The sequence below is a fragment of the Nocardia sp. AB354 genome (genome assembly GCF_049538315.1).
Taxonomy (GTDB): domain Bacteria; phylum Actinomycetota; class Actinomycetes; order Mycobacteriales; family Mycobacteriaceae; genus Nocardia; species Nocardia nova.
Genome location: NZ_JBMVFU010000087.1, coordinates 1 through 411, shown reverse-complemented (window position 1 = coordinate 411; position 411 = coordinate 1). Strand labels below are relative to the sequence as shown.

The 411-nt window shown below is 65.9% G+C and carries 1 protein-coding gene; it reads left to right on the top strand.

The window, feature by feature from the left end; translation table 11 throughout:
• Window positions 1-411, top strand: a 411-nt coding sequence (locus tag ACPCUW_RS35210) for a phosphopantetheine-binding protein (RefSeq protein ID WP_423429701.1), incomplete at both ends; no start/stop codon positions are given.

Here is a 411-nt window from a genome sequence, read left to right as displayed (position 1 = left end):
GCCACGATACGCACCCAACTCGCCGAACACCTTCCCACCTACATGATCCCGGCGGCGGTGATGGCGGTGGCGGCGCTACCGCTGACGGTCAACGGCAAGCTCGACATCCGCGCCCTCCCGGCACCGGAGTACACCGCCGGCGGGTATCGCGCCCCGAGCACCCCCGTCGAGGAAATCCTCACCACCCTCTACGCTCGGATACTCGGACTCGACCACATCGGGGTCGACGACTCGTTCTTCGATCTCGGCGGAGATTCACTGTCGGCCATGCGCTTGATCGCCGCGATCAACACCACGCTCGACACCGACCTCTCGGTACGCACCGTATTCGACACACCCACCGTTGCCAGGCTGGCCCTCGGTATCGATGGTGCGGGTCCGAGCCGATCCCCGCGACTGGTACCCGTCGAA